This is a genomic window from Pseudomonas sp. 10-1B (assembly GCF_000935045.1).
GTDB lineage: Bacteria > Pseudomonadota > Gammaproteobacteria > Pseudomonadales > Pseudomonadaceae > Aquipseudomonas.
Genome location: NZ_JYKS01000052.1, coordinates 33,571 through 52,230, shown reverse-complemented (window position 1 = coordinate 52,230; position 18,660 = coordinate 33,571). Strand labels below are relative to the sequence as shown.

At 63.8% G+C, this 18,660-nt stretch carries 18 protein-coding genes; 16 read left to right on the top strand and 2 right to left on the bottom strand.

From position 1 onward, the window contains the following. The 16 genes from fliR (at nt 1) to TZ03_RS23785 (ending at nt 16,545) form a co-directional block, all read left to right on the top strand. Entirely contained in the window at nt 1-777 is a 777-nt protein-coding gene (gene fliR / locus TZ03_RS23860; RefSeq protein WP_041505734.1) for a flagellar biosynthetic protein FliR, read from the top strand. Nucleotides 778-779: 2 nt separating this feature from the next. Continuing rightward, the gene (flhB, locus tag TZ03_RS23855; RefSeq protein ID WP_051100817.1) at nt 780-1,922 is read left to right on the top strand and encodes a flagellar biosynthesis protein FlhB; all 1,143 of its coding nucleotides are present in this window, start codon (nt 780-782) and stop codon (nt 1,920-1,922) included. 400 nt (nt 1,923-2,322) lie between these two features. Next, nucleotides 2,323-4,452: a flagellar biosynthesis protein FlhA gene (gene flhA / locus TZ03_RS23850; RefSeq protein ID WP_051100816.1), complete on the top strand. Its 2,130-nt coding sequence runs from the start codon at nt 2,323-2,325 to the stop codon at nt 4,450-4,452. An 11-nt stretch (nt 4,453-4,463) separates the two neighbouring features. After that, entirely contained in the window at nt 4,464-5,774 is a 1,311-nt protein-coding gene (gene flhF / locus TZ03_RS23845) for a flagellar biosynthesis protein FlhF (RefSeq protein ID WP_051100815.1), read from the top strand. Between the two features lie 93 nt (nt 5,775-5,867). After that, nucleotides 5,868-6,701, top strand: a complete 834-nt coding sequence (gene fleN / locus TZ03_RS23840) for a flagellar synthesis regulator FleN (RefSeq protein WP_003254408.1) — start codon at nt 5,868-5,870, stop codon at nt 6,699-6,701. Continuing rightward, nucleotides 6,698-7,438, top strand: a complete 741-nt coding sequence (gene fliA / locus TZ03_RS23835) for an RNA polymerase sigma factor FliA (RefSeq protein WP_012273491.1) — start codon at nt 6,698-6,700, stop codon at nt 7,436-7,438. The genes fleN and fliA overlap by 4 nt, the downstream gene beginning before the upstream one ends. Nucleotides 7,439-7,556: 118 nt before the next feature. Further along, nucleotides 7,557-7,931 carry a chemotaxis response regulator CheY gene (locus tag TZ03_RS23830; protein ID WP_010955070.1) on the top strand — a complete coding sequence of 125 codons (375 nt, stop codon included), beginning with the start codon at nt 7,557-7,559 and terminating at the stop codon, nt 7,929-7,931. Nucleotides 7,932-7,951: 20 nt separating this feature from the next. Then, nucleotides 7,952-8,740, top strand: coding sequence for a protein phosphatase CheZ (locus tag TZ03_RS23825; protein WP_051100814.1), 789 nt, complete (start codon nt 7,952-7,954; stop codon nt 8,738-8,740). Between the two features lie 12 nt (nt 8,741-8,752). After that, the gene (locus tag TZ03_RS23820) at nt 8,753-10,990 is read left to right on the top strand and encodes a chemotaxis protein CheA (protein ID WP_051100813.1); all 2,238 of its coding nucleotides are present in this window, start codon (nt 8,753-8,755) and stop codon (nt 10,988-10,990) included. A gap of 46 nt (nt 10,991-11,036) precedes the next feature. Further along, nucleotides 11,037-12,161 (top strand): protein-glutamate methylesterase/protein-glutamine glutaminase, encoded by a 1,125-nt coding sequence (locus tag TZ03_RS23815; protein WP_051100812.1) that lies wholly within the window; start codon nt 11,037-11,039, stop codon nt 12,159-12,161. After that, the gene (locus TZ03_RS23810; protein ID WP_051100811.1) at nt 12,161-12,901 is read left to right on the top strand and encodes a flagellar motor protein; all 741 of its coding nucleotides are present in this window, start codon (nt 12,161-12,163) and stop codon (nt 12,899-12,901) included. The genes TZ03_RS23815 and TZ03_RS23810 overlap by 1 nt, the downstream gene beginning before the upstream one ends. A gap of 3 nt (nt 12,902-12,904) precedes the next feature. After that, complete coding sequence (gene motD, locus TZ03_RS23805; RefSeq protein ID WP_051100810.1) at nt 12,905-13,762, top strand: flagellar motor protein MotD; 858 nt, start codon at nt 12,905-12,907, stop codon at nt 13,760-13,762. 182 nt (nt 13,763-13,944) lie between these two features. After that, complete coding sequence (locus TZ03_RS23800) at nt 13,945-14,733, top strand: ParA family protein (protein ID WP_051100809.1); 789 nt, start codon at nt 13,945-13,947, stop codon at nt 14,731-14,733. Beyond that, a complete protein-coding gene (locus TZ03_RS23795; RefSeq protein WP_051100808.1) occupies nt 14,733-15,626 on the top strand; it encodes a CheW domain-containing protein in 894 nt (297 codons plus the stop codon). Before TZ03_RS23800 ends, TZ03_RS23795 begins: the two co-directional genes overlap by 1 nt. A gap of 42 nt (nt 15,627-15,668) precedes the next feature. Beyond that, complete coding sequence (locus tag TZ03_RS23790; protein ID WP_003254393.1) at nt 15,669-16,148, top strand: chemotaxis protein CheW; 480 nt, start codon at nt 15,669-15,671, stop codon at nt 16,146-16,148. Nucleotide 16,149: 1 nt separating this feature from the next. Then, the gene (locus TZ03_RS23785) at nt 16,150-16,545 is read left to right on the top strand and encodes a DUF2802 domain-containing protein (RefSeq protein ID WP_051100807.1); all 396 of its coding nucleotides are present in this window, start codon (nt 16,150-16,152) and stop codon (nt 16,543-16,545) included. A gap of 4 nt (nt 16,546-16,549) precedes the next feature. Here the strand turns inward: TZ03_RS23785 and TZ03_RS23780 are convergent, their stop codons facing one another. Together TZ03_RS23780 and TZ03_RS23775 are read right to left on the bottom strand one after the other, a co-directional pair. After that, nucleotides 16,550-16,891 carry an EscU/YscU/HrcU family type III secretion system export apparatus switch protein gene (locus TZ03_RS23780; RefSeq protein WP_051100806.1) on the bottom strand — a complete coding sequence of 114 codons (342 nt, stop codon included), beginning with the start codon at nt 16,889-16,891 and terminating at the stop codon, nt 16,550-16,552. Continuing rightward, nucleotides 16,888-18,444, bottom strand: coding sequence for a flagellar hook-length control protein FliK (locus TZ03_RS23775; RefSeq protein ID WP_051100805.1), 1,557 nt, complete (start codon nt 18,442-18,444; stop codon nt 16,888-16,890). Before TZ03_RS23775 ends, TZ03_RS23780 begins: the two co-directional genes overlap by 4 nt. Nucleotides 18,445-18,660: the final 216 nt, after the last annotated feature.

The following is an 18,660-nucleotide window of genomic DNA, read 5'->3' as shown; positions in this document are numbered from 1 at the left end:
ATGCTAGAGCTGACCGACACGCAGATCGGCACCTGGGTCGCCACCTTCATCCTGCCGTTGTTCCGGGTGACGGCGGTGCTGATGACCATGCCGATCTTCGGTACCCGCATGTTGCCGGCGCGGGTGCGCCTGTACGTGGCGGTGGCGATTACCGTGGTGATCGTGCCAGCGCTGCCGCCCTTGCCCGAATTCGACCCGTTGAGCTTGCGTGGCCTGCTGCTGTGTGCCGAGCAGATCATTGTCGGTGCGTTGTTCGGGTTGTCGCTGCAACTGCTGTTCCAGGCGTTCGTGATCGCTGGCCAGATCGTTGCCATACAGATGGGTATGGCCTTCGCCTCGATGGTCGACCCGGCCAACGGCGTGAATGTCGCGGTGATCAGCCAGTTCATGACCATGCTGGTGAGCGTGCTGTTCCTGTTGATGAACGGCCACCTGGTGGTGTTCGAGGTGCTGACCGAAAGTTTCACCACCTTGCCGGTGGGCAATGCGCTGATGGTCAATCACTTCTGGGAGCTGGCCGGGCGCCTGGGCTGGGTATTCGCAGCCGGGCTGTTGCTGATCTTGCCGGTGATTGCCGCATTGCTGGTGGTGAACATCGCCTTCGGCGTGATGACCCGCGCCGCGCCGCAGTTGAACATCTTCTCTATCGGTTTCCCGCTGACGCTGGTCATGGGCATGTTCGTTTTCTGGATCGGCCTGGCCGATGTGTTGTCCCACTACCAGGCATTGGCCAGCGAAGCGCTGCAATGGCTGCGTGAACTGGCGAGGGCGCGCTGAGCATGGCGGAAAGCGAGAGCGGTCAGGACAAGACAGAAGAACCCACCGACAAACGCAAGCGAGATGCCCGCGAGAAAGGCGAGATCGCCCGCTCCAAGGAGCTGAATACGGTGGCGGTGACCCTGGCTGGCGCTGGTAGCCTGTTGGCGTTTGGCGGCCATCTCGCCGAGACGTTGCTGAGCATGATGCGCATGAACTTCAGCCTGACCCGCGAGATCATCGTCGACGAGCGGGCCATGGGCGCTTTCCTGCTGGCCTCGGGGAAAATGGCGATATGGGCAGTGCAGCCGGTATTGATCCTGTTGTTCGTGATTTCTTTCGTGGCGCCCATTGCGCTCAGCGGTTTCCTGTTTTCAGGCAGCCTGCTGCAACCCAAGTTCAGCCGCATGAACCCGTTGTCGGGGATCAAGCGCATGTTCTCGGTGAATGCCCTGACCGAGTTGCTCAAGGCGCTGGCCAAGTTCTTCGTGATCCTGATCGTCGCGGTGGTGGTGCTGTCCAGCGACCGCCAGGCCTTGCTGTCGATTGCCAACGAACCGCTGGAGCAGGCGATCATCCATAGCCTGCAGGTGGTGGGCTGGAGTGCCTTGTGGATGTCGGCAGGGCTATTGCTGATTGCCGTGGCTGACGTGCCATTCCAGCTGTACCAGACGCACAAGAAAATGAAGATGACCAAGCAGGAAGTGCGCGACGAGTACAAGGACAGCGAGGGCAAGCCCGAGGTCAAACAGCGCATTCGCCAGCTACAGCGAGAGGTATCGCAACGGCGCATGATGGCCGCGGTGCCCGAGGCCGACGTGATCATCACCAACCCGACGCACTATGCCGTGGCCTTGCAGTACGACCCGGAGAAGGGCGGGGCGGCGCCGTTGCTGCTGGCCAAGGGCACCGACTTCATTGCCTTGAAGATTCGCGAAATTGGCGCGGAGCACAAGATCCAGATCCTCGAATCGCCGGCGTTGGCGCGGGCGATCTATTACTCCACCGAGCTCGAGCAGGAGATCCCGGCAGGGTTGTACCTGGCGGTGGCGCAGGTGCTGGCCTATGTGTTCCAGATTCGCCAGTACCGCGCTGGCAAGGGCAAGCGCCCGGAGCCGTTGAAAGACGACCTGCCGATCCCGCCGGATTTGCGCCGCGACAGTTGATTGGTGGTAGGTGGCGGGTGTTTGCCTTGGGGTTTTTGTTGTCTATGAGATCGAGCGCCGCCCGCGCGGCGCTTCGCGAGCTGGCGCTCGCTCCTACGTTTGTTTCGGGCCAGTAACGCCTGTGACAGGCCCGCGCGACCGCCTTGTACGTACGACGCGATATCGAGCCATGTGCCAAAGCGTTCGCGCGCAAATCCCACAGGAATAATTGGCCCGAAACAAACGTAGGAGCGAGCGCCAGCTCGCGAAGCGCCGCGCGGGCGGCGCTCGATCTCACAGGCGACAAAACCCTGAAGGCGAACACCCGCCTCACACCGAATGTGCAAAGTTGGAAAGCTTCTTGCAAAGCCAGCGCCAGGCGCCCTCTGGGCGTCAAAGTTTTGCATCAAGAGGACTCGCGGTGGATCGCACTCAGTTAATCAGCAACGCCCGTAACAACCTGGCCGGGCTCGGCCGGGGCAACCTGGGTGTGCCGCTGTTGCTGCTGGTGATGTTGGCAATGATGATGTTGCCGATACCGCCGTTCCTGCTCGACGTGTTCTTCACCTTCAACATCGCCTTGTCGATCGTCGTCCTGCTGGTCTGCGTGTACGCCCTGCGCCCACTCGACTTCGCCGCGTTCCCCACCATCCTGCTGGTGGCCACGCTGTTGCGCCTGGCCCTGAACGTGGCGTCCACCCGGGTAGTCATGCTGCATGGCCAGGAAGGCCACGGCGCCGCCGGTAAAGTGATCCAGGCCTTCGGCGAGGTGGTGATCGGTGGCAACTACGTGGTCGGTGCGGTGGTCTTCGCCATCCTCATGATCATCAACTTCGTGGTGGTGACCAAGGGCGCCGGGCGTATCTCGGAAGTGAGCGCGCGTTTCACCCTCGACGCCATGCCCGGCAAGCAGATGGCGATTGACGCCGACCTCAACGCCGGCCTGATCGACCAGGCCCAGGCCAAGCACCGCCGTGCCGAGGTGGCGCAGGAGGCCGAGTTCTATGGCTCGATGGACGGTGCCAGTAAGTTCGTCCGCGGTGACGCCATTGCCGGCCTGCTGATCCTGTTCATCAACCTGATCGGCGGCATGCTGATCGGCATGCTGCAACACGGCATGAGCTTCGGCGATGCCGGCAAGGTATACGCCTTGCTGACCATCGGTGACGGTTTGGTGGCGCAATTGCCATCACTGTTGCTTTCCACCGCCGCCGCGATCATGGTCACCCGCGCCTCGGGCTCCGAGGACATGGGCAAGCTGATCAACCGGCAGATGTTCGATTCGCCCAAGGCCCTGGCGGTGTCTGGCGCGCTGATGATCGTCATGGGCCTGGTGCCGGGCATGCCGCACGTGGCCTTCCTCAGCCTCGGCCTGCTGGCGGGTGGCGGTGCCTACCTGGTGTGGAAGAAGCAGCAGAAGGCCAAGCTGCAGGAGCAGCAGGAAGCGCAACGCCAGCAGGACCTGCTGCCCTCGCCACAGCGTGCGCTGGAAACCAAGGAACTGGGCTGGGATGACGTGACACCGATCGACATGATCGGCCTGGAAGTCGGCTACCGGCTGATCCCGCTGGTCGACCGCAACCAGGGCGGCCAGTTGCTGGCGCGGATCAAGGGCGTGCGCAAGAAGCTGTCGCAGGACCTGGGCTTCCTCATGCCTACCGTGCACATTCGCGACAACCTCGACCTGCAGCCCAGCGCCTATCGCCTGACCTTGATGGGGGTGATCCTGGCCGAGGCGGAGATCTACCCGGACCGCGAGCTGGCGATCAACCCGGGGCAGGTGTTCGGTACCCTCAACGGTATTGCCGCGCGCGACCCGGCGTTCGGCCTGGAGGCGGTGTGGATCGACGTTGGCCAGCGCTCGCAGGCGCAGTCGCTGGGCTACACCGTGGTCGACGCCAGCACCGTAGTGGCCACCCACCTCAACCAGATCCTGCAGAAGCACTGCCACGAGCTGATTGGCCACGAAGAGGTCCAGCAACTTCTGCAGGTGCTGGCCAAGGCATCGCCTAAACTTGCCGAAGAGCTGGTGCCGGGTGTCATTTCCTTGTCGGGGCTGCTCAAGGTGCTGCAAGCACTGTTGTCGGAACAGGTGCCGGTACGCGATATTCGCAGTATTGCCGAAGCCATCGCGAACAATGCCGGCAAGAGTCAAGATACCGCCGCGCTGGTGGCGGCAGTGCGCGTCGGATTGTGTCGTGCCATCGTGCAAAGCATTGTCGGCGTTGAGTCGGAGTTGCCAGTGATTACCCTGGAGCCAAGGTTGGAACAGATTTTGCTGAATAGTCTGCAAAGGGCCGGGCAAGGTCAGGAAGACGGTGTTCTTCTGGAACCGAGCATGGCCGAGAAGCTGCAGCGTTCGCTGATCGAAGCGGCCCAGCGCCAGGAAATGCAGGGCCAGCCGGCCATTCTCCTGGTCGCCGGCCCGATCCGTGCCATGCTGTCGCGTTTCGGTCGCCTGGCTGTACCGAATTTGCATGTTCTGGCGTATCAGGAAATACCTGACAACAAGCAAGTCACCATCGTTGCCACCGTGGGCCCTAACGGCTGAGGTAGTGGATAATGCAAGTTAAGCGATTTTTCGCCGCCGATATGCGTCAGGCCATGAAGCTGGTCCGCGATGAGCTGGGCGCCGATGCCGCGATCATTGGCAACCGCCGCATTGCCGGAGGTGTCGAACTGACGGCCGCGCTGGACTACAAGCTGTCTGCCCTGGCCCCGCGAGTGCCCAACGCCGAGCTGGAAGAAGAGCTGCGCAAGACCCATACGCGCATCGCCAGCGCCCAGGCCGAGCTGGACCACCGCCAGGACAGCAGCGACAACAACCGCCAATTGTTCGCCGGGCAGTCGCTGACGGCCGCCGAGCCGTTGATCGAACCGCACATGGATGTACCGCAGGCCACTGCTGCAGCCCCTGCGGCGGCGCCGGTCGACCCGCGCCTGTTCGATGCCATGCGCTCCGAACTATCGGGCCTGCGCGAGCTGCTGGAAGTGCAGCTCGGCTCGTTGGCCTGGACCCAGTTGCAGGGCAGCAAGCCGCAGCAGGCCAACCTCTGGCGGCGCCTGCAGCGCATCGGCCTGTCTGGCCCGATCGCTCGCGAACTGCTGGACCTGACCGCCGAGATCGAAGAGCCGCGCCATGCCTGGCGCATGCTGTTGGCACACCTGGCGCGGATGATCGAGATCCCCGAGGTCGAGCCGATCGAGGAGGGCGGGGTGATCGCCATGGTCGGCCCGGCCGGCATGGGCAAGACCACCACCCTGGCCAAGCTGGCCGCGCGCTACGTACTCAAGTACGGCGCGCAGAACCTGGCGCTGGTGAGCATGGACAGCTTCCGCATCGGCGCCCAGGAACAGCTCAAAACCCTCGGCCGCATCCTCAATGTGCCGGTGACCTACGTAGACCCGGGCCAGTCGCTGGCTGCGGCGCTGGAGCCGCTGCTGCGCAAGCGCGTGGTGCTGATCGACACCGCTGGCCTGCAGGCCAGCGACCCGGCGCTGCGCATGCAGCTGGAAACCCTGGCCGGGCGTGGCATTGCCGCGAAGAATTACCTGGTGCTGGCCACCACCAGCCAGAAGCAGGTGCTGACCGCCGCCTACCACAGCTACAAGCGCTGTGGCCTGGCCGGCTGCATCCTGACCAAACTCGATGAAACGGCAAGCCTTGGCGATGTGCTGAGCCTTGCCATCAGTCATGAACTGCCAGTGGCCTACCTGACCGATGGGCCGCGCATTCCTGACGACCTGCACCTGCCGCGGGGGCACCAGCTGGTCACCCGCGCGGTCAATGTGCAACAGCAGGACGACCCCAGCGAAGAGGCCATGGCCGACATGTTCGCTGATCTCTATCACAACCCACGGCGGGCGGGTTGACGATGAAACGTGTGCAAAGTAGCTATGCCAAAGGGTACGCAGAATTGCCCTACGTGTGGCCTGAGTCCCAGCTAGACAAGGTAAAGAGCAGACATGGGTAGCATGCATCCCGTACAGGTGATCGCCGTGACCGGCGGCAAAGGTGGCGTCGGCAAGACTAACGTTTCAGTGAACTTGTCCCTGGCGCTGGCCGAGCTTGGCCGCAGGGTCATGCTGCTGGACGCTGACCTGGGCCTGGCCAATGTCGACGTGTTGCTGGGCCTTACCCCCAAACGTACCCTGGCCGACGTCATCGAAGGGCGCTGCGAGCTGCGCGACGTGATGCTGCAAGGCCCTGGCGGCGTGCGCATCGTGCCGGCGGCCTCGGGCACCCAGAGCATGGTGCACCTGGCCCCAGCCCAGCATGCCGGGCTGATCCAGGCGTTCAGCGAAATTGGCGACAACCTCGACGTGCTGGTGATCGATACCGCTGCGGGTATCGGTGACTCGGTGGTCAGCTTCGTTCGTGCGGCCCAGGAAGTGCTGCTGGTGGTGTGCGACGAACCTACCTCGATCACTGATGCCTACGCGCTGATCAAACTGCTCAACCGCGACTACGGCATGAACCGTTTCCGCGTGCTGGCCAACATGGCGCAGAGCCCGCAGGAAGGGCGCAACTTGTTCGCCAAGCTGACCAAGGTCACCGACCGCTTCCTTGACGTTGCCCTGCAGTACGTGGGCGCCGTGCCGTACGACGAGTGCGTGCGCAAGGCGGTGCAGAAGCAGCGAGCCGTCTACGAAGCCTTCCCTCGCTCCAAGTGCGCGTTGGCCTTCAAGGCGATTGCCCAGAAGGTCGACAGCTGGCCGCTGCCAGCCAACCCGCGCGGCCACCTGGAGTTCTTCGTCGAGCGTCTGGTGCAGCCCACCAGTGCGGGCCCCGTGCTATGAACGCCAGCGGTTTCAAGATGTACAGCCGGGCAGCGAAAGACGCCCAGTACGAGCTGATCGAACGTTACGCGCCGCTGGTCAAGCGTATCGCCTACCACCTGTTGGCGCGCTTGCCGGCCAACGTGCAGGTCGAGGACCTGATCCAGGCCGGCATGATCGGCCTGCTGGAAGTGGCCAACAAGTACGACGCCAGCAAGGGCGCCAGCTTTGAAACCTACGCTGGCATCCGCATCCGCGGGGCCATGCTGGACGAGGTGCGCAAAGGCGACTGGGCACCGCGTTCGGTGCACCGCAACACCCGTATGGTCAGTGACGCGATGCGTGCGGTTGAAGCCAGAACCGGTCGTGACGCTAAAGATCATGAAGTTGCTGCCGAACTCCAATTGAGTCTCGATGATTACTACGGGATCTTGAACGATACCCTGGGCAGCCGCCTGTTCAGTTTCGACGACCTGTTGCAGGACGGCGAGCACGAAGGGCTGCATGAGGATGGCGCCAGTGGCCAGGTCGAACCTGCACGCGGCCTGGAGGACGAGCGCTTCCAGGTTGCGCTGACCGAGGCCATCGCCAACCTGCCGGAGCGTGAGCGCCTGGTACTGGCGCTGTACTACGACGAAGAGCTGAACCTCAAGGAAATCGGTGAGGTGCTGGGGGTCAGCGAGTCGCGGGTCAGCCAGTTGCACAGCCAGTGTGCCGCGCGCCTGCGCAGCCGCCTGGGGGAATGGCGGGCGCGTTGAGCCCGCTGTCGTTGCAGTCGTTTTCCACGTGCGTTTTCCATGTTGCACCGATTTGATTGAATGCGCGCTCGCAGCCGAGCGCGTTTGAGACTGCTTGGAGGTCTACTTGAACAAAGACATGAAAATCCTCATCGTTGACGACTTTTCGACGATGCGGCGGATCATCAAGAATCTGTTGCGTGACCTGGGCTTCACCAACACCGACGAAGCCGACGATGGCACCACGGCGCTGCCGATGCTGGAAAACGGCCATTACGACTTCCTGGTAACCGACTGGAACATGCCTGGCATGTCCGGCATCGACCTGCTGCGTAAAGTGCGTGCCAGCGACAAGCTGAAAAGCATGCCGGTGCTGATGGTGACCGCCGAAGCCAAGCGCGACCAGATCATCGAAGCGGCCCAGGCCGGCGTCAATGGCTACGTGGTCAAGCCGTTCACCGCTCAGGTGCTCAAAGAAAAGATCGAGAAGATCTTCGAACGCGTCAACGGCTGAGTCACGTCAGGGGGCGCGCCATGGATTCATCACAAAACTCATTGGGCGAGTTCGAATCGACCCTGAAGAAGCATGCCCAGGAGCTGGTCGAAAGCCTGGAGCGGGGTCGTTTCGGTGAGGCGGTACAGCTGATTCACGAGCTGAACCAGACCCGCGATCGCGGCCTGTACCAGGAAGTCGGCAAGCTGACCCGCGAGCTGCACAGTGCCATCGTCAGTTTCCAGATCGACCCGACCATGCCGCAGGCCGAGGAGGTGTCGCAGATAACCGACGCCACCGAGCGCCTGTCGTACGTGGTCAAGCTTACCGAAGGCGCGGCCAACCGCACCATGGACCTGGTCGAGGAAAGCACCCCGGTGCTCAACGACCTGGCCAGCGAGGCCCAGGCCCTGAGCACCGACTGGCAGCGTTTCATGCGCCGCGAAGTGGCTGCGCCAGAGTTCCGCGACCTGGTCAAGCGCGTCGACAGTTTCCTGACGCACAGTGCCGAAGGTAACCGCAAGGTCGCCGGCCACCTCAACGACATTCTGCTGGCCCAGGACTATCAAGACCTGACCGGCCAGGTGATCAAGCGCGTCACCAGCCTGGTCACCGAGGTGGAAAGCAACCTGCTCAAGTTGGTGCTGATGGCCAGCCAGGTCGACCGTTTCGCGGGCATAAAACATGACCACGATCAATTGCGTGCAGAAAAAGATCTAGAAAAACATCCGACTCGGGGTGAAGGTCCGCAGATTCATGCCGATAAGCGTGAAGACGTAGTGTCCGGTCAGGACGATGTCGATGATCTGCTGTCCAGCCTGGGTTTTTAAGGAGCACGTTTGATGAGCTTCGGCGCCGATGAAGAAATCCTCCAGGATTTCCTGGTAGAAGCCGGCGAAATTCTTGAGCAACTGTCCGAGCAACTGGTCGAGCTGGAAAGCCGGCCCGATGATGCCGACCTGCTCAATGCGATCTTTCGCGGTTTCCACACTGTAAAAGGGGGCGCCGGCTTCCTTCAGCTGAACGAGCTGGTGGAATGCTGCCATATCGCCGAGAACGTGTTCGACGTCCTGCGCAAAGGTGAGCGCAGGGTCGACGCGGAACTGATGGATGTGGTGCTCGAGGCACTGGATACGGTCAACAGCATGTTTGGCCAGGTGCGTGAGCGCGCTGAAGTGACCCCAGCCACCCCCGAGCTGCTGGCGGCGTTGGCGCGCCTGGCCGAACCTGGCGGCGCCGAAGCCGCTGCGGCGCCAGAGCCGGTTGCCGAGGCGCCGGTTGCGGCCCCGGCAGCTGCCGAGGACCTGCAGCAGGACATCACCGACAGCGAGTTCGAACAACTGCTCGATTCGCTCGATGCGGTCAAGGCACAAGCCGCGGCCGACGAGCAGATGCAGGATGAGGCCGTCAGCGGCGAAGGTGATGAAATCACCGATGCCGAGTTCGAGTCGCTGCTCGACCAGTTGCACGGCAAAGGCCAGTTCGCTGCCGAGATCGCCGTGCAACCCGTCGCCGCTGGCGCCGAAGCGGCCAGCGACGAAATTACCGACGAAGAATTCGAATCGCTGCTCGACCAGTTGCATGGCAAGGGCACGTTCCAGGCCGATGCCTTGCCCGCCGCCAAGGTGGCGGCCCCGGCTGCGGCTGACAGCAGCGCAACCAGCGACGAGATCAGCGAGCACGAGTTCGAGGCCTTGCTGGACCAGTTGCATGGCAAGGGCAAGTTCGGTGGCGACGTTGCCGCTGTCGACGCCCCCGCTGTTGCCAAGGCGCCAGCACCTGCCGCGGCCAAGGCCGACAGCCAGCCGGTCGCCAAGCCAGTTGCGGCGCCGGCACCGGCGCCTGCCAGCAAGCCTGCCCCGGCACCACGGGCGCCGGCGCCAGCCGCCGACAAGCATGCAGTCAGCGAAGCGGAAACCACCGTGCGGGTCGACACCGCGCGCCTGGACGAGATCATGAACATGGTCGGCGAGCTGGTGCTGGTGCGTAACCGCCTGGTGCGCCTGGGCCTGAACAGCGGCGACGAGGCCATGTCCAAGGCCGTGTCCAACCTCGACGTGGTCACCGCCGACCTGCAGACCGCGGTGATGAAAACCCGCATGCAGCCGATCAAGAAAGTCTTCGGCCGCTTCCCGCGCCTGGTCCGCGACCTGGCTCGCCAGCTGAAGAAAGAGATCAACCTGGAGTTGGTCGGTGAAGAGACCGACCTCGACAAGAACCTGGTCGAGGCCCTGGCCGACCCGCTGGTGCACTTGGTGCGCAACGCGGTCGACCACGGCATCGAGATGCCCGATGAGCGTGAAGCCTCCGGCAAGGCGCGTACCGGCCGGGTGGTGCTGTCGGCCGAACAGGAAGGCGACCACATCCTGCTGTCGATCTCTGACGACGGCAAGGGCATGGACCCCAACATCCTGCGCGCCAAGGCCGTGGAAAAGGGCCTGATGGACAAGGACGCCGCCGAGCGCCTGAGCGAATCGGACTGCTACAACCTGATCTTCGCCCCGGGCTTCTCGACCAAGACCGAGATTTCCGACGTGTCTGGCCGTGGCGTGGGCATGGACGTGGTGAAGACCAAGATTTCCCAGCTCAACGGCTCGATCAACATCTTCTCGGCCAAGGGCCAGGGCTCGAAGATCGTCATCAAGGTGCCGCTGACCCTGGCGATCATGCCCACCCTGATGGTGATGCTGGGCAACCAGGCGTTCGCCTTCCCGCTGGTCAACGTCAACGAGATCTTCCACCTCGACCTGTCGCGGACCAACGTGGTCGACGGCCAGGAAGTGGTGATCGTGCGCGACAAGGCGCTGCCGCTGTTCTACCTCAAGCGCTGGCTGGTCCAGGGCCAGGTGCATGAAGAGCAGCATGAGGGCCACGTGGTGATCCTGTCGGTCGGCACCCAGCGCATCGGCTTTGTCGTCGATCAACTGGTCGGCCAGGAAGAAGTGGTAATCAAGCCGCTGGGCAAGATGCTGCAGGGCACACCGGGGATGTCCGGGGCCACCATCACCGGCGACGGGCGCATTGCGTTGATTCTCGACGTCCCGAGCATGCTCAAGCGTTACGCCGCGCGGCGTATTTGATTTCGGTGGCGCACCCTGGCGGGTTGCGCCGCCTAATGGAGTGTTTATGGCAGTCAAGGTCCTGGTGGTGGATGATTCCGGTTTCTTCCGCCGCCGCGTCTCGGAAATCCTCTCGGCGGATCCGACGATTCAGGTAGTGGGTACCGCGACCAACGGCAGGGAAGCGATCGACCAGGCGCTGGCGCTCAAGCCCGATGTCATCACCATGGACTACGAAATGCCCATGATGGATGGCATCACCGCGGTGCGGCACATCATGCAGCGCTGCCCGACGCCGGTATTGATGTTCTCGTCGCTGACCCACGAAGGCGCCCGCGTCACCCTCGACGCGCTGGATGCCGGCGCGGTGGATTACCTGCCGAAGAACTTCGAGGACATTTCGCGCAACCCCGACAAGGTCAAGCAGTTGCTGTGCGAGAAGGTGCATACCATTTCCCGCAGCAACCGCCGTTTCGGCAGCTATGCCAGCCCGGCAGCGGTCGCCGCGCCCGCGCCAGCCAGCAGCCACGCGCCTGCCGGCAGTTTTGCCAGCCCGGCGCAGACACGCCCTGCTGCACCTGCCCGTGTAGCGGCGCCAGCGGCAGCGCATTCGCCGGCGCCAAAGCGCAAGCCTTACAAGCTGGTGGCGATTGGCACCTCCACGGGTGGCCCGGTCGCCCTGCAGCGGGTGCTGACCCAGCTGCCGGCCAACTTCCCGGCGCCGATCGTGCTGATCCAGCACATGCCGGCGGCGTTCACCAAGGCCTTTGCCGAACGCCTGGACAAACTGTGCCGGATCAGCGTCAAGGAAGCCGAGGACGGCGACATGCTGCGCCCGGGCCTGGCCCTGCTGGCGCCCGGTGGCAAGCAGATGATGATCGATGGCCGTGGCGCGGTGAAGATCCTGCCCGGTGACGAGCGCCTGAACTACAAGCCGTGCGTGGACATCACCTTCGGCTCGGCGGCCAAGTCGTATGGCGACAAGGTGCTGTCGGTGGTGCTCACCGGCATGGGCGCCGATGGTCGCGAAGGCGCGCGCCTGCTCAAGCAGGGTGGCAGCACGGTGTGGGCCCAGGATGAGGCCAGCTGTGTGATCTATGGCATGCCCATGGCCATCGTCAAGGCCAACCTGGCCGATGCGGTGTACAGCCTGGACGAAATCGGCAAACACCTGGTGGAGGCGTGCGTCTGATGGACGTGCTCAGCCTGATCGGCCTGATCCTCGCCTTTGTCGCCATCGTCGGTGGCAACTTCCTCGAAGGTGGCCATGTCGGTGCCCTGGTCAATGGTCCGGCGGCGCTGATCGTGCTGGGCGGGACCCTGGCGGCGGCGCTGCTGCAAGCGCCACTGTCGGCCTTCAAGCGCGCCTTGCAGATTCTGCGCTGGATCCTCTTCCCGCCACGGGTCGACCTGGCGGGTGGCATCGACCGTGTGGTGAACTGGAGCCTGACGGCGCGCAAGGAAGGCCTGCTGGGCCTGGAAGGGGTGGCCGACGCCGAACCCGACCCTTATGCGCGCAAGGGCTTGCAACTGCTGGTGGACGGCGCCGAGCCGGAAGCCATCCGCAGCATTCTCGAAGTCGATTTCCTGACCCAGGAAAACCGTGACATCCAGGCTGCCAAGGTGTTCGAGAGCATGGGCGGCTACGCGCCGACCATCGGCATCATCGGTGCGGTCATGGGCCTGATCCACGTGATGGGCAACCTGGCCGACCCGTCGCAGCTGGGCAATGGCATTGCCGTGGCCTTCGTCGCCACCATCTACGGTGTGGCCAGTGCCAACCTGGTGCTGCTGCCGATCGCCAACAAGCTCAAGGCCGTGGTCATGCGCCAGTCGCGCTACCGCGAGATGCTGCTCGAAGGCCTGCTGTCGATTGCCGAGGGTGAGAACCCGCGCTCGATCGAGTTGAAGCTGCAAGGCTTCATGGAGTAACCCATGCGTCGCCGTCGTCATACCGAGGAACACGAAAACCACGAGCGCTGGCTGGTGTCGTACGCCGACTTCATTACCTTGCTGTTCGCGTTTTTCGTGGTGATGTACTCGATTTCCTCGATCAACGAGGGCAAGTACAAGGTCATTTCCCAGGCCTTGCTCGGGGTGTTCAACGACCCTGAGCGCAGCATGAAGCCGATCCCCATCGGTGAAGAGCGGCCGCTGAGCGTGCGCCCGGCCGAGCCGCTGGTCAAAGACAGCGAGCAGACCGAAGCGGGCCTGGCGGCGACCAATGTCGACCCGCTGAAAACCATCAGTGATGACGTGCGCGATGCCTTTGGCGACCTGATCAGCAGCGACCAGATGACCGTGCGGGGTAATGAGCTGTGGGTGGAAATCGAGCTCAACTCGTCGTTGTTGTTCGGCAGTGGCGATGCCATGCCCAGCGACCAGGCGTTTGCCATCATCGAGAAGGTGGCCGCCATCCTCAAGCCGTTCGCCAACCCGGTGCACGTCGAAGGCTTCACCGACAACCTGCCGATCCGCACCGCGCAGTACCCGACCAACTGGGAGCTGTCGTCGGCGCGGGCGGCAAGCATCGTGCGCCTGCTGGCCATGGAAGGGGTCAACCCGGCGCGCATGGCTTCGGTGGGTTATGGCGAGTACCAGCCGGTGGCCAGCAACGACACCGCCGAAGGCCGTGCGCGCAACCGCCGGGTGGTGCTGGTGATTTCGCGTAACCTCGAAGTGCGCCGCAGCCTGACCGGCTCGGGCAGCGCCAATGCCACGCCGGATGCCGCATTGCGCCGGGCTGGCACACAAAGTGCACCGGCAACGTCAGCAACGGTGGCGGGGCAGTGATTCGTCAATTCTCCGGCACTGCTACAAGCACAATTTTGAATGTGACGCCGTCCCCTGTGGGAGCGGGCGAGCCCGCGAAGCAGGCGACGCGGTGATTGGCACCGGCTTCGCCGGTGTTCGCGGGCTCGCCCGCTCCCACATTGATCGCACGAGCTTTCAAATCAATACATAGAGTTTGCTTGATGAGAGTCTGGGCAGTAGCCAATCAAAAAGGTGGCGTCGGCAAGACCACCACTACCATCGCTCTGGCTGGCCTGCTGGCCGACGCCGGCAAGCGCGTGGTCGTCGTCGACCTCGACCCGCACGGCTCGATGACCAGCTATTTCGGGCATAACCCCGATGCCCTGGAGCACAGCTGCTACGACCTGTTCCTGCACAAGGGCGTGGTGCCGGAGGGCTTGCCTGGGCAATTGCTGTTGCCCACCAGTGACGAGCGCATTTCGCTGCTGCCATCGAGCACTGCCTTGGCGGTGCTGGAGCGCCAGTCGCCTGGGCAGAATGGCCTGGGCCTGGTGATCGCCAAGAGTCTGGCGCAGCTGTGGCAGGATTTCGACTATGCCCTGATCGACAGCCCACCCTTGCTGGGCGTGCTGATGGTCAATGCCTTGGCCGCGAGCCAGCAACTGGTGATCCCGGTACAAACCGAGTTTCTGGCGGTCAAGGGCCTGGAGCGCATGGTCGGTACCCTGGCCATGGTCAACCGCTCGCGCAAGCAGGCGCTGCCTTACCAGATCGTGCCGACCCTGTTCGACCGCCGTACCCAGGCTTCCCTCGGCACGCTGAAGCTGCTGCGTGATACCTACGGCCAGCATGTGTGGCAGGGTTACATCCCCGTCGACACGCGCCTGCGCGATGCCAGCCGCAAGGGCGTCACGCCCTCGCAGTTCGACAGCAAGAGCCGCGGGCTGATCGCCTACCGGGCGCTGCTCAAGCACCTGCTGACCTACAAGACCGCGGCGCAGGTGGCCTGATGACCCAGACCCGAGCAACCAGCACCCGGCCACAGATGGCCCTGCAATCGTACCTCGATGGCCTGCTGCAGGAGGCCACCGAGGCCGATGACCTGGGTGAGCCCACGGCAACGGCAGACGAGTTCGCCGAAGCCGTGCGCGAGGAGCAGGCGCGTGACGCCCGCCAGCCGGCCCGGCCTGAGCCCGTCGAAGCCGTTGCCAGCTTTGCCCCGCGGCCATTCGCCGAGCCCAGGCAGGCGGTACTGCCCCGTGTGATGCCGGTGGAAGCGCCGGTGGTGACGGTGATCGAGCGAAATGTGGTGGCCGAGGCTGCCATTCCGGTGCTTGTCGAAGAGCCAGCGGTCGAGCCGGCCATGCCGCTGGTCGATGTGCACCTGCCTGCCCCCGACTTGCCTGTACCACCGGCCACCATCGACGGTCGTCCGGCGTGGGCCGCCGAGCCTTTCGAATGCCTGCTGTTCGACGTGGCCGGCCTGACCCTGGCCGTGCCGTTGGTATGCCTGGGCTCGATCTACACCCTGGCCGGCCAGGAGCTGACGCCGCTGTTCGGCCAGCCCGACTGGTTCCTCGGCATCCTCACCTGCCAGGCCGGCAACCTGAAGGTGCTGGACACCGCGCGTTGGGTGATGCCCGACCGCTACCGCGATGATTTTCGCCAGGGCCTGCAATACGTGATTTCCGTGCAGGGCTACGAATGGGGGCTGGCGGTGCACCAGGTCAGCCGCTCGTTGCGCCTGGACCCGTCCGAGATCAAGTGGCGCAGCCAGCGTGGCCAGCGCCCGTGGCTGGCCGGTACCGTAATCGAACACATGTGTGCACTGCTCGACGTCGCCGCACTGGCCGAGTTGATCGCCAGCGGCGCGGTCAAGCAGATGCACGCCAAACAGAAATGACACCGAACACACCGCCAATGGCGGATTTTGAGGGGTAGGGGAATGAAAAAGTCGTCTGCACAAGGTTCTGAAGATCCGATCCTGCAGTGGGTTACCTTCCGTCTGGACAACGAGTCCTACGGCATCAATGTGATGCAGGTGCAGGAAGTGCTGCGCTACACGGAGATCGCCCCGGTGCCGGGTGCGCCAAGTTACGTGTTGGGCATCATCAACCTGCGTGGCAACGTGGTGACCGTGATCGACACCCGTCAGCGCTTTGGCCTGATGCCGACCGAGGTGACCGACAACACCCGTATCGTCATCATCGAGGCGGACAAGCAAGTGGTCGGCATCCTGGTCGACAGCGTGGCCGAAGTGGTGTACCTGCGCCAGTCCGAGATCGAGACCGCGCCGAATGTGGGTAACGAAGAGTCGGCCAAGTTCATTCAGGGCGTGTGCAACAAGAATGGCGAGCTGCTGATCCTGGTCGAGCTGGACAAGATGATGACCGAGGAAGAGTGGTCCGAGCTGGAGAACATCTGAGTTGATCCTAGAGGTTGCTGTCATCTTCCTGGCGTTGGTCTGGGCGCTGAGCCTGTGGTTTTTCCTCAACTACAGCAAGCGCCAGCGGGAGCTGGCCGCGCAGCAGGCCGAGGGCGATGCCCTGCGTGACCAACGCATCAAGGACCTGGCCAAGCGTCTGGACGACTACCAGAACGGCTCCGTGCGCATGGGCGAGGCGCTGCACGAGCTGAGCGTGGCGGTTGCCCCATTGCCGGAGAAGATCCAGCAGTTGGAGCAGCGCGACCCCCATAACGTTACCTTCACCCAGGCGGCCAAGCTGGTGGGGATGGGGGCCAGCATTGCTGAACTGACCGAAAGCTGCGGGCTGACCCAGGCCGAGGCGGAGCTGATGAGCAAGTTGCATCGCGGCGGGTGATTAATTAGCGGTTGGCTCCAGGTGGCAGCAGGGCAGTTACCGGGGTAACGTCCCGCGCTGCGCTGGGCTCGTCACTGAAGCCGGCGGGCACCTTGCCGCGCAATTGCCAGGCGAAGGCAATGATTTCGGCGATGGCCAGATACAGCGCCTCCGGGATCTGCTCGCCCAGCTCCAGGCGTGCCAGCAGGCGCACCAGCTCGGCGTTCTCGTAAATCGGCACCTCGTGTTCGCGGGCTAGGGCCAGGATGGCTTCGGCCAGCGCATCGTCACCCTTGGCGCTGAGGGTAGGGGCCTGCTGGCCGTCGTAGCTCAGGGCAATGGCCTGGCGTATGGGCTTTTGAGTCATGCGTTTTCATCCACCCAGCGTTGTTCTACCCGCGTGCGCGGCCCCTGTGGCGGTGTGCCGGGGTGACATTCCAGGTCGCCAACATCCAGGCCGCGCGCCAGCAGGCGTTCGCGCAGGGCGCCGAGCTGGGCGTCGATCAGCCTGGCGGTTTGTTCGCGCTCTGCCCACAGCTGGCCGCTCAGGCGGCCCTGGCTTAGTTGCGCTTGTACCTGCAAAGGGCCGAGGGGCGACAGGTCGAAGGCCAGTTCGATGCGCCACAGGGCTTGCAGCGGGTCTTGCGCTTCATGTTGGCGGTCGGCCTGCTGTTGAGGGGTTTCCTCGCGCTGCAGTTTGACCTGCAGCGGGATGAATTCCTGGCCGTGGCGGATCGGCACTTCGGTTTGCCAGGTGGTCTGCAGGTTGCCGTTTTCCAGCGTGCCGGTTTGTTGCAGGCTGCTCATGGCGTGGCTTTGCAGGCGTGAAATGGCAGCCGCGGCCAGGCGCAGCAGCTGTTGCAGGTCGCCTTCGTCTTCCAGGGCCTTGAGCAGGCGCGACGGCAGTGGAAATGCCCCAGGCTGCGGTTTGGGGCTGACCCGTTCGAGCATGCCCAGCGCGCTGCGGGCCAGCATTGGCATGGTCACGGACAGGCTGCTGGGGGCCAGGTTGGGCGCGCCAGGCGTGTTTGCCGGGACCAGGGGCATCAACCGCAGCAGGTGTGCCTTGAGGTCGGTGGCGACGCTGGCAGGGAAGCCGCCCAGCAGTTTCGCTTCGAGGAAGGCACCGCTATTGTTCAGGGCCTGGGCTACGCCCTTGGCATCGCCCAGTTGCCGAGCGTCCGGCAGGCCGGCCAGCAGGCGTTCGGCGCTGGCGCGCAGGTCGCCATCGGCATTGGGGTCGCGGGCGAGCTGTTGCAAGGTGTTGAGCAGGCCGGGCAGCGAGGCCTGGCGGCTTTGCTGGGTCAGCAGCTGCTGGGCAATGCTGAGCTGGTCCTGCCTGCCGCTGAGCGGCACGAAGCGCAGCGACTGGTCGCCTTGCACCAGCGCGCTGAGCAGGCTGCCGACGGTCAGCGGGCGCGGGCTGTCGATGGTCAGGGTGGCGCCAGCCTGCGCACTGTTGAGCAGGCTGATCAGCGCCCGATAGGCAGCGGGCTGGCCCGGCGCCTGGGCCAGCGCCTGGTTGGTCAGCACCTTGCCTTGTAGCAGGGTACCGACCGGTACCTTGCTGGTATCCAGGCGAGTGAGGGTGGCGATCTGGCTGGCATTGGCCTGTTGCAGCATGACCGCCAGGCGGTTGCTTTCAGTCTGGCTGACGGTGACCTGGCTACCCTGGGGCAGGGGTTGGCTGGCGCTGGCCTGTAGCTGGGTCTGCACGCCGTTGGCCTGCATCAACCGCAGCACCAGCTGAAACTCCTGGCCCGTCTGGCGCAACGACACGACTTCGGCCTGCGCGGTCTCGCCCGAGGCCAGCAGACCGGGCCGCGCCTCGATCAGGCGCAGCAATTCGCCGGTCATGGCTGCCTTCATGGCTTGGCTGTTGATCGCGGTTTGTGCGCTGAGACTATTGATTTCAGTCATGATTGTATACAACCTGTTGGACCCGGCCTCTTGGCAGCGCGGCGGTGCGTGTAATAATGCCGGCCGTCCGTCGTTGCCAGTATAACGGCAGCGCGCGGGGCGACTTGAGACACAAGGGCTTGAGGCCGGTGTCGCCTGCTTCGCGGGCTTGCCCGCTCCCACAGGTAGGGCGCAGATCTTCAAACCTGCGCAAAACCTGTGGGAGCGGGCAAGCCC

Excerpts from the sequence above, each read along its gene's own strand:
- flhF (WP_051100815.1), top strand. The coding sequence starts at position 4,464 with ATGCAAGTTAAGCGATTTTTCGCCGCCGATATGCGTCAGGCCATGAAG.
- fliR (WP_041505734.1), top strand. The coding sequence starts at position 1 with ATGCTAGAGCTGACCGACACGCAGATCGGCACCTGGGTCGCCACCTTC.
- TZ03_RS23795 (WP_051100808.1), top strand. The coding sequence starts at position 14,733 with ATGACCCAGACCCGAGCAACCAGCACCCGGCCACAGATGGCCCTGCAA.
- TZ03_RS23780 (WP_051100806.1), bottom strand. The coding sequence starts at position 16,891 with ATGACTCAAAAGCCCATACGCCAGGCCATTGCCCTGAGCTACGACGGC.
- fleN (WP_003254408.1), top strand. The coding sequence starts at position 5,868 with ATGGGTAGCATGCATCCCGTACAGGTGATCGCCGTGACCGGCGGCAAA.
- motD (WP_051100810.1), top strand. The coding sequence starts at position 12,905 with ATGCGTCGCCGTCGTCATACCGAGGAACACGAAAACCACGAGCGCTGG.
- fliA (WP_012273491.1), top strand. The coding sequence starts at position 6,698 with ATGAACGCCAGCGGTTTCAAGATGTACAGCCGGGCAGCGAAAGACGCC.
- TZ03_RS23800 (WP_051100809.1), top strand. The coding sequence starts at position 13,945 with ATGAGAGTCTGGGCAGTAGCCAATCAAAAAGGTGGCGTCGGCAAGACC.
- TZ03_RS23815 (WP_051100812.1), top strand. The coding sequence starts at position 11,037 with ATGGCAGTCAAGGTCCTGGTGGTGGATGATTCCGGTTTCTTCCGCCGC.
- TZ03_RS23830 (WP_010955070.1), top strand. The coding sequence starts at position 7,557 with ATGAAAATCCTCATCGTTGACGACTTTTCGACGATGCGGCGGATCATC.
- TZ03_RS23775 (WP_051100805.1), bottom strand. The coding sequence starts at position 18,444 with ATGACTGAAATCAATAGTCTCAGCGCACAAACCGCGATCAACAGCCAA.
- TZ03_RS23790 (WP_003254393.1), top strand. The coding sequence starts at position 15,669 with ATGAAAAAGTCGTCTGCACAAGGTTCTGAAGATCCGATCCTGCAGTGG.
- TZ03_RS23825 (WP_051100814.1), top strand. The coding sequence starts at position 7,952 with ATGGATTCATCACAAAACTCATTGGGCGAGTTCGAATCGACCCTGAAG.
- TZ03_RS23820 (WP_051100813.1), top strand. The coding sequence starts at position 8,753 with ATGAGCTTCGGCGCCGATGAAGAAATCCTCCAGGATTTCCTGGTAGAA.
- flhB (WP_051100817.1), top strand. The coding sequence starts at position 780 with ATGGCGGAAAGCGAGAGCGGTCAGGACAAGACAGAAGAACCCACCGAC.
- TZ03_RS23810 (WP_051100811.1), top strand. The coding sequence starts at position 12,161 with ATGGACGTGCTCAGCCTGATCGGCCTGATCCTCGCCTTTGTCGCCATC.